Source organism: Pyxidicoccus fallax, assembly GCF_012933655.1.
Lineage (GTDB): Bacteria > Myxococcota > Myxococcia > Myxococcales > Myxococcaceae > Myxococcus > Myxococcus fallax.
On the sequence record NZ_JABBJJ010000425.1, the window covers coordinates 1 to 9,422 of the forward strand.

The 9,422-nt window shown below is 73.4% G+C and carries 5 protein-coding genes and 2 pseudogenes; 1 reads left to right on the forward strand and 6 read right to left on the reverse strand.

What is annotated here, in order from left to right:
- Positions 1–214 (forward strand): annotated as a pseudogene (locus HG543_RS47530) (hypothetical protein); the annotation flags it as partial.
- 13 nt (positions 215–227) lie between these two features.
- Here the strand turns inward: HG543_RS47530 and HG543_RS47535 are convergent.
- The 6 genes and pseudogenes from HG543_RS47535 to HG543_RS47560 all read right to left on the reverse strand — a co-directional run.
- The gene (locus HG543_RS47535; protein WP_169351599.1) at positions 228–2,561 is read right to left on the reverse strand and encodes a cyclic nucleotide-binding domain-containing protein; all 2,334 of its coding nucleotides are present in this window, start codon (positions 2,559–2,561) and stop codon (positions 228–230) included.
- Entirely contained in the window at positions 2,561–4,690 is a 2,130-nt protein-coding gene (locus HG543_RS47540) for a HEAT repeat domain-containing protein (protein WP_169351600.1), read from the reverse strand. The genes HG543_RS47535 and HG543_RS47540 overlap by 1 nt, the downstream gene beginning before the upstream one ends.
- 85 nt (positions 4,691–4,775) lie before the next feature.
- Positions 4,776–7,196, reverse strand: a complete 2,421-nt coding sequence (locus HG543_RS47545; protein WP_169351601.1) for a pseudouridine synthase — start codon at positions 7,194–7,196, stop codon at positions 4,776–4,778.
- Between the two features lie 24 nt (positions 7,197–7,220).
- A complete protein-coding gene (scpB, locus tag HG543_RS47550; RefSeq protein ID WP_169351602.1) occupies positions 7,221–8,207 on the reverse strand; it encodes an SMC-Scp complex subunit ScpB in 987 nt (328 codons plus the stop codon).
- Entirely contained in the window at positions 8,194–9,063 is an 870-nt protein-coding gene (locus HG543_RS47555) for a segregation/condensation protein A (protein ID WP_169351603.1), read from the reverse strand. The genes scpB and HG543_RS47555 overlap by 14 nt, the downstream gene beginning before the upstream one ends.
- A gap of 167 nt (positions 9,064–9,230) precedes the next feature.
- Positions 9,231–9,422 (reverse strand): annotated as a pseudogene (locus HG543_RS47560) (tryptophan--tRNA ligase); the annotation flags it as partial.

The window sequence follows — 9,422 nt, forward strand, 5'->3', positions numbered from 1 at the left end:
GCCCACGTCGGCGGACGCCGCCCCCACCCTCACGCACGCGGCCCCCAGCCCGCGCGAGAGCGAGCTGGTGCGCCGCGTGGAGGAGCTCACCCAGCAGGTGTCCCGGCTGGAGGGCATGGTGGCGCAGCAGGCCCGCTCGCTGCGCGCCATGCTGGAGCTGCTGGAGACGCGCGGCCTCGTGACTCGCGACGACTACCTCGCGAAGGTGCGGTGAGGCCGGCGCGGCCTCACACCAGGATGAGCTCCTCGTCCACCTCCGTGGGCTGACCGGAGGTGGCGGCGCCCAGCACCTTCCGGGTGCGCAAGAGGCGCGCATCGCTCAGCTCGGAGACGAGCACGAGAATCTGCGGGTGGCTGGAGATGAGCGCGTCGAAGTCCTCGCGCGGCAGCCGCAGCAGCGTGGTGTGCCGCGTGGCCGTCACCGTCGCGGTGGCGGGCGTCTTCTGGAGCAGCGAGATTTCGCCGAACAGGTCGCCCTCCTTCAGCCGCGTCAGCAACAGGCCGTCCTTGCTCACCTCCACCTCGCCGGAGAGGACGACGTAGAGGCCGTCGGTCTCCCCACCGTCGCGGATGATGACGGCATCGCGCTCGACGTCGCGGGCGCGGAAGCGCTCCACCAGCGTGCGCCGGTCCTTCCGGTTGAAGGGCCGGAACAGCGCCGAGGTGTTCATCACGTTCGTCAGCATCCGCTGCCGGACGAACTTCTTGAGGGCCTTGGCCACCAGCGGGTAGCGGCGCGACAGCTCGGCGAGCACCGGCGCGGAGATCTCCAAGAGCTGCGTGTCCTCGGACGCGCCCTCGACGGAGGCCGTGCGCGGCGCGCCGGACAAGAGCGCCATCTCACCGAAGCAGGCGCCGCCCTCCAGGGTGGCGAGGTCCTCGCGCTCGCCGTTGTCCACGCGGAAGACGCGCACGGCGCCCTCGCAGATGACGTAGAAGGCGTCGCCGCGGGTGCCCTGCTCGATGATGCGCTCGCCCGGCCCGAAGCGGCGCAGCGGGCAGCGCTCGAACAGCTCGATGAACGCGTCGCGCGGCAGGTCCGAGAACAGCGGAACGGTGGGCAGCTCGTCCAGCGGGCGCCCCTCGGGTCCGCCGACCTCCTCGGTGAGGCTGTAGACTTCCTCGTCGTCGTCCGGAGTCGCCGGGACGGCCAGGGCCGTGCGCTGGCTCAGGCCGGCCTGGGCCGCCAGCTCCACGGCGTGCAGCAGTGAGTCGCCCTCCAGCTCCAGCTCCGTGAAGGACGTGGGGACCGCCGCGGGCCGGAGGGAGTTGTCGAGGTCCGGGGCCAGCTCCCGGAACGGGAGCGCGGCGGGGGCGGTGGGCGCTGGCGCCTCGACGCGGCGCGGGCGCAGGCCCGGAGGCGCGGCGGAGACAGGGGCTTCCGGGGCCGAGGGCGCCGGAGGATTCACGGGGCCCGGGGCCTGGAGGCTCGGGTCCGAGATGGGCGACGCGAGCGCCTTCCACTTCCCGCTGATGGGACCTTTCGCCGCGGGAGCCGGCGCCGGCACGGGCGTGGTGTGCGCGGGCTGCCGCAGGGCCTCTGGCACGGGAATTCGCTGTGAAGAGCGAGGCGCGAGGCCCGGAGGCAGCGAGCTGGTCGCGGGACGAGCGACCGCGGCGGGGGGCGCGCTCGCGGAATCAGCAACCGGCGAGCGGGAGGCCGACGTGCTCGCGGGCTCCGGGGGCGTCACGGCCACCGCGCGCGGAGCCGACGGAGGCGTGCTCGCGTCTGCCGCGGGAGCAGCGGCCGTGGACCCCACAGCGGAGCCCCGAGCCTCCACCCCGCTCGCGACTGGCGCATGGGCCGGGCGCGCTGACGGGGGCACGGAGTCCGCCTCGGGAGGCAGTGCCTCACCGATGATGACTGGCTCCGCCTCACGCGCCGCTTCGACGGGCTCGCCCACGAGGATCGGCTCGTCGGCCACCTCGACGTCCAGCGAGATCTCCGTGCCCTGCGCGTGCTCCTCTTCCGTCCCGACGCTCACGGAGTGGACGACCACTTCGCCCGACGCCGGGCGCGCGTTCAGCGACAGCTCCGGGGGCAGCTCGGAGGACAGGTCCACCGGCGCCCCACCCGCCTCCAGCGCGACAGGCGTCTCCGGGGCGTCCACGTCGACATCCACCTTGATTTCCGCCACGGCCGCGCGGACGGCCTCGGGCAGGCGCGACTTCGCCGTGGGCTCGGGCGCGGGGGGCGGCGTCAGCGCGCTGCCCATGGGACCGCGAGCCCTCGCACCAGCGGGCGCGGACCGGCGCGCATACAGGTCCGCGAGCATCTGCTGCACACCGCGATGCGCGGGGTCCAGCTCCAGGATGAGCTTGCTCGCGGCGATGGCGCGCGGAAGGAAGCCCTCCTTCGCGAAGCCCTCGGCGGCGGACTGGTACGCGGCGATGGCGCGCTCGCGCTGCCCGGCCTTGGCCCACGCGTCCCCCGTGCGCAGGCGCGACTGGTGGTCCTTCGGATCGGCCCGGCAGTATTCCTCGTACAGCTCCGCGGCTTTGGAGAAGCGGCCCTTGGTGAAGGCTTCGGTGGCCTTGTCCTTGAGCTTGCGCAGCTCCATTAGCGGGCCCCTTCGGCGGCGGTGCCGTCCTTCGTCAGCGCCGCGCCCGCGGACTCGCGGACGGTGCGGAAGTAGTCGCCCTTCAGTGCATCCAGCGACTCGGCCTGCGCGGGGGTTCCAATCTTCCTCAGCGCCGAGGCCGCGGCGGCGCGAACCTCCGGCAGGTCGTGGTACAGGTCCCTCGCCACCGCCTCGGCGGCCTGCGCGTCGCCAATCGCCCCGAGCGCCAGCAGCACGTCCCGCCGCGCGACGCTGTTGGACTCATCCAGCGCCTTGATGAGCGTGGGCACCGCGTCCTTCGCGCCCATCCGGCCGAGCAGCGAGGCCGCGAGCGCCGCCTCCGCTCCACCCTCGCTCACCACCGCCTGCAGCGCCGCGGACGCCGAGACCGGCACGCCCGAGCCCCGCGTGAGCGCATCCAGCGCGAGCAGCTTCTCGCTGCCCATCTTCGGCATCATCTCCACCAGCGCGGCCTGGCCCGCGTCGCCCGCCTCCGCCAGCACCTGCGCCACCGCCTTCTGCACGTCGCGCTCGGGCTCGAGCAGCCCCGCCTTGGCCAGCTCCACGCCCTCCGGGCCCAGCCGCGCCAGCCCCGTCAGGGCCGCGACGCGCAGGGGAGCGCTCGCATCCTGGGTGTAGCCCTTGAGCAGCTCCAGCGCGCCCGGCGCCTTCAGCGTGCCCAGCGCCCGCAGCAGCGTGGCCAGCGGCCGCAGCCGCTCCGGGTCCACGTCGTCGTGCAGCTCGGTGGGCACGCGCGGCTGCACCACCGCCCGCCCGGCCTCGCGCGCGCGGGCCGCGTTGAGCGCCTTCACGCGCTCGAGGAGCTGCGCGTGCTTCGCCACCTTGTCCTCACCGCCGGCCTGCTGCGTGAGGCTCTTGACGGGAGACGCCTCGGAGGCCGGGTCGAAGCCGGGGCCGTAGCGCTCCGGCAGCGGCTGCGTCACCCAGTCGGCGCGCATCGCCTCCAGCCCCTTCGCCTCCTGCTCGTACAGCTTCTGGAGGGCGGGCACCACCGACGCGTCGCCCATGGCCTCCACCGCCTCCACCGCGAGCAGCCGCAGCGAGGCGTCGGGCTGGTTGAGCCACGGCGTCACCTTGCCCAGCAGGGGCTGCGCCGTGGGGCCCAGGCCCACCACCGCCTGGAGTCCGCTGGCCGCCGTCGCGGGCCGGGCGAGCCGCTCGCCAATCGGGTCCACCGGGCAACCCCCGCGCGAGCGCATGGCCCTGCCGGCGGCCAGCGCCTCGGCGGGAGCGCCGTCCATCATCACGGCGCACAGCGCGGCGTCCGTCTGGGGCGTGCGGGGGAAGGCCAGGATGGCGTCGATGGCCAGCGGGCTCACCGCGCTCTTCTCCATGGCCACCGCCTGCAGGCGCGGCGCGACGGCCGGGTCCTGCAGCTTCGTCAGCGCGATGATGGCGGACTCGCGCAGCTCGGGGAAGCTCTCGTTCAGCAGCAGGGCGATTTCGCCCACCGCGCGCTTGTCGCCCGCGTCTCCCAGGCCCCGCACCGCCGCGGCGGCGAGGATGACCTGGCTGTCGCGCACCAGCGGCATCAGCCGCGTCACGGCGTCCGGGCGCCCGCTCTTGCCCAGCTCCTCGGCGGCGCCCACGCGCTCGGGCAGCTCGCCCTCGGTGAGGGCCAGGAGGTTGCGGTCCCACTGCGCCTTGGCCTCGGCGGCCACCACTTCCGCCATGGCGCCGTTGACGTTCGCGCTCTTGAGGGCCTGGACGATGACCTGGCGCGTGGCGCGGCTGCGGCGACCGTACTGCAGCGTGAGGTACGCCTTGGCCTTGTCGTTCTGCACCTTGGCGAGCGCCATGGCGGCGCGCGCCTGGACGTCCTCGACGGGGTCCTCCAGCAGCTCGCCGAGCAGGTCCACCACGCGGGGGTCCTGGCTCTCACCGAGCGCCACGGCGGCCTCGGCGCGGACGATGGCGGCCAGGTCCTTGGCCGCGCGGGTGAAGAGGACGAGGTCGTCCGCATTGCCCTGGCCGGCGAGCTTCTTCACGGCAAGGGCGCGGACCTCCGGACGAGGACTCTGGAGGTCGGCGAGGAGCTGGTCCCGGCTGCCGTTGCAGCCGAGGACCAGGGCCATGACGAGGATGAAGGGGCGCACGCCGGTTCTCATCGTTCTCCGCGGAGGGAAACGGTGGAAAAGTCGGCGCCGGTTATATCAACGAGCCCCCCGGCTCCCAATCAGCCATGTAGGGGCGTCAGCGCGGACGGCGGGGCCCCTTCGGAGGAGGCCGACCCGCGCCACCCCGGGCAGGCCCGCTGCTCCAGCGGGGCGCGGTGCCCCGCTCCTTCTTCTTCCCCCAATCCTGGAAGCCGCCGGACTTCTCGCCGCCTTCCCGCTCGGCCGGTGGGCCTCGGCGGGCGCCGGCCCGGACGATGCGCTCGCTGGGGTTGCCGCGCTCGTCGGTGGGGCTCCACGACCCGCGCTCGGGACGGCCGCCTGCCCCCCGGGCTCCGGCACCACCGCCGAAGGCCGGACGGCCCGCGCCACGGCCCCGAGGCGCACCCTCGTCACCGCCCCGCGTGGGACGACCCGCTCCCCCGCTCCGGGCGCTGAACTCACGGCGCTCGCCCCGGGGAGCACGGCCTTCGTCGCCACCGCCCCACGTCTTGCGAGCCGGCCGGCCGGCGCCACCCACGCCGAAGCCGCGAGCCCGGGGACGGTCCTCGCCGCCACGCTCCGCACGGCCGGCGCCACCGGTGCCAAAGCCACGGGCCCGGGGACGGTCTTCACCCCCACGCTCCGGCCGGCCGGCGCCGAAGCCGCGAGCCCGGGGACGGTCCTCGCCACCGCGCTCCGGACGGCCCGCGCCACGGCCGCGAGGCGCACCGTCATCACCGCCGCCGCTCCACTCACGACGCTCCGGGCGACCCGCGCCACGGCTCCGAGGCGCACCACCCTCGTCACCGCCCGCGCCCCAGGCCTTGCGCGCCGGACGACCGGCGCCGCCCGAGCCACCGGCGGTCCACTCGCGACGCTCGGTACGGCCCGCGCTCCGAGGAGAATCCCCCTCGTCGCCGCCGCCCCACGTCTTGCGAGCCGGACGACCGGCACCGCCCGCGCTCCACTCCTTGCGCTCCGGACGGCCCGCGCCACCGGTGCCGAATCCACGGGCCCGGGGACGGTCCTCGCCCCCCGTGCCGCGGCCACGCGGAGCACCCTCGCCACCACCCGCGCTCCACTCCTTGCGCTCGGGACGGCCCGCGCCACCAACGCCGAAGCCACGGGCCCGGGGACGGTCCTCGCCACCCCGCTCCGGACGACCCGCGCCGCGCCTGGGCGCGCCTTCATCGCCACCGGCGCTCCACTCCTTGCGCTCGGGACGACCCGCACCGCGGCCACGAGGAGCCCCCTCGGCACCACCGGCGCTCCACTCCTTGCGCTCGGGACGACCCGCACCGCGGCCACGAGGAGCCCCCTCGGCACCACCGGCGCTCCACTCCTTGCGCTCCGGACGGCCCGCGCCACGGCCCCGAGGCGCACCGCCCTCGTCACCGCCCGCGCCCCAGGTCTTGCGCGCCGGACGACCGGCGGCGCCGCGAGACGCACCCTCGTCACCGCCCCACGCCTTGCGCTCCGGACGGCCCGCGCCACGGGCGCGAGGCGCCTCGTCTCCACCACCGCCCCTCTCGCGGCGCTGCGGACGGCCCGTGTCCGCTCCGCGCGCGCGGCCGAACCGCGCCAGGCCCGTGCCACCGGCCTCGGCGGTCGGCTTGCGCTCACGCTTCTCGGGAACCGCGTCCATCGCGCGAGCCGCCCTGCGCCCGGTGGTCTCGGGCATCTCGGGTGACTCATCGTCCATGGACAGCTCGGCCTCCTCGCCATCGAAGCCCGGCGCCGCGCGCCCGTGCCGCCGCGGCGGCAGCTTCAGCTCCACGGCCGGCGGCTGCGAGCGGCCCTCGGCCACCGCGTTGAGCAGCTCCACCTCGCCCTTCTTCAGCGAGCGCAAATCCCCGGGCCGCATGCCCTCCACGCCGACGCCCGCGTACGCCGGCCGGAACAGGCGCACCACCGGGTGGCCCACCGCCGCGCACAGCCGCTTGATGAGGTGCGGCCGGCCCTCGGCCACGACAATCTTCAGCCACGTGTTGCGCTCGGCCGCCTCGAACACGTCCACCGACAGCGGGGTGGCCATGCCGTCCTCGAGCCGCACGCCGCCGCGCAGCTTGCCCAGCGTGGCCGCGTCCGGCACGCCCTTCACCTTGGCCAGGTACATGCGCGGCACCTGGAAGCTGGGGTGCGTCAGCTTGTGCGCCAGCGCGCCATCATCCGTGAAGAGCAGCGCGCCCTCGGCGTCGTAGTCCAGTCGGCCCACGGGGAACAGGCGCTTGCCCGTCTCCTCCACGTAGTTGGCCACGGTGGGCCGGCCCTGCGGATCCGACAGCGTCGTCACGACGCCAATCGGCTTGTAGAGCACGTAGTACGAGGACGTCTCCGGCGGCGAGACGAGCTGCCCGTCCACCGCCACCAGGTCCTTGCCCGGCTCCACCCGGCTGCCCAGCTCCGTCACCGTCTCGTTGTTCACCGTCACACGGCCCGCGGTGATGAGCTCTTCTGCATGCCGGCGCGAAGCCACTCCCGCGCGAGCCAGGTACTTCTGTAGTCTTTCGGCAGCCATCCTTGCCTTCTTCCGTCTTGCCCGTCACTCGGGCTTGGGCCCCTCTTCGCCCGTCGCGGGCTTCGGGGGCGTGTCCAGGACGCTGGATGCGACCTTCTGTGTCCGGTCGGCGGCCTGCATGGCCTCTTCCAGCTCCTCCAGGGCGGCCTCACTGGCCGCCGCGTTCTTCTCCATGCGCTTCGTAAAGCCCGGATCCGAGAGGGTGTCCACGGTCCCCTCCGCCTTCGGCGCCGGCTGCACTTCCTTCTCTACGATTTCCCGGTGCTCCTGTGTCAGCTCGTGGAACTCCCGCAGCGTGGGCAGCGCCGATAGGTCCTTCAGGGCGAAGAACTCCAGGAACTCGCGCGTGGTGCCATAGAGGATGGGCCGCCCCACCTCCTCGCGCTTGCCGAGAATCTTCACCAGCTTCCTATCCATCAACGCCTTGATGACGGCCCCGCAGTCCACGCCGCGGATGTCCTCAATCTCCGGCCGCGTCACCGGCTGCCGGTACGCGATGATGGCCAGCGTCTCCACCGCCGCGCGGGTGAGCCGCTGCGGCTTCACGCGCAGGTAGCGCCGCACGTACTCGCCCGAATGCGGGTCCGTCCGGAACTGCCACCCGCCGGCCACCTCGAACAGCACGATGCCGCTGATGCCGTCGCGGTGGATGCCGGACAACTGGTTGAGCGCCTCGGCGATGAGCTCCCGCTCGATTCCGGTGGCCAGGTACAGCTCGTCCACGGACAGGGGCCGCTCCGCCACGAAGAGCACGCTCTCGATGACGGTGCGGATACGGTCCGGCGACAGCTTCCGGCTCTTGGTGACGAGCTTCTCGAAGGACGTCTGCAGGTCCGGCGCGGCGTCGTCCGAGTCCTCCTCGATGGCGGCGGCCTCCAGCTCGTCCAGCTCGTCCGCCGGGCCGGGGCCGGTGACGGCCGCGATTTCATCCTCGGAGAACGGGCCGGGGCCTCCAGGCGTGCCTGGCTCGGGCGTCTCGTCGTCGCGCGGTCCGTTTCTACCGGTAGTCACTGTCGTCGACCTCCGTGGGCTGCAGCTTCTCCAGGGCGTCCCCGTTGGGGAGCAGCAGGATGGGTCCGAGCGGCTCATCCTGCACGACGCGGATGAGCCGGCGCTTCACCATTTCGAGGATGGCGAGGAAGGTGATGACAATCTCCTGCCGGGTGGGCGTCTCCTCCTCGGAGAACAGGCTCTCGAAGAGCACCTGTCCCTGGGGCCGCAGGCGCTCGACGACGCGGAGGATGGCCTCGGACAGCGTCACCCGCTCGCGCACCACCTCGTGCTGCAGCTTGGGCTGCAACCGCTCCAGCACCCGGTCCAGCGACTCCACCAGCTTGAGGACGCTGAACTCCTGCAGGCCCACTTCCTCCTCGGGAATGGGCACCGCCTCCACCGGCACGTTGCGGGTGAAGACGTCGCGGCCGAGGATGTCCTGCGTGGCCATCTGCTCGGCGGCGTCCTTGTACTTCTGATACTCGAGCAGGCGCCGCACCAGCTCCGCGCGCGGGTCCCCCGCCTCCTCCACCGCCGCCAGCACCTCCGCCCCCTCCTGCACCGCCGCGGCGTCCTGCCGGGGCAGCAGCATGCGGCTCTTGAGGTGGGCCAGCGTGGAGGCCATCACCAGGAACTCCCCGGCGATGTCCAGGTTGATCTCCCGCATCCGCTCCAGGTGCTCGAGGTACTTCTCGGTGATCAGCGCCAGGGGGATGTCGAAGATGTCGACCCGGTGCTCCTTGATGAGGTGGAGCAGCAGGTCCAGCGGACCTTCGAAGTTGGGCAGCGCGACGCGGAAGGAGTCGCCCGGGCTTTTGGGCAACTCCCCTTCACGAAGGGCCTCCTCGGCCGGTGCGCGTCGACCTTCACTCACCGGTATTCCTTAGGGCTGGCCTCGAAGGTGTGGGTGTGACAGCGGGTCATCGCGTAAAGGCCCGATTTTCCGTGGCCTCGGACGAGACTCGGGGGGACACACCTCCTTAGCAGCGCCCTTCAGGTGGGTCAAACAATCGGCAGTGAAAGCCCGTTCAGCTACCCACCTCAGGGGATGCCCACCGCGCGGCGGACCTTGTCCATCAACCGGGAGGCCTCGGCGCGGGCGCGCTGGGCGCCGTCCTGGAGGATGCGCTCCACCTCGCCGGGGTCGGCCACCAGCTCGGCGTGCCGCTTGCGGGCCGGGCCCAGGGCCGCATGGTAGGCCTCCAGGAGCTTCTTCTTGTAGTCGCCGTAGCC

Excerpts from the sequence above, each read along its gene's own strand:
- HG543_RS47535 (WP_169351599.1), bottom strand. The coding sequence starts at position 2,561 with ATGGAGCTGCGCAAGCTCAAGGACAAGGCCACCGAAGCCTTCACCAAG.
- HG543_RS47540 (WP_169351600.1), bottom strand. The coding sequence starts at position 4,690 with ATGAGAACCGGCGTGCGCCCCTTCATCCTCGTCATGGCCCTGGTCCTC.
- HG543_RS47545 (WP_169351601.1), bottom strand. The coding sequence starts at position 7,196 with ATGGCTGCCGAAAGACTACAGAAGTACCTGGCTCGCGCGGGAGTGGCT.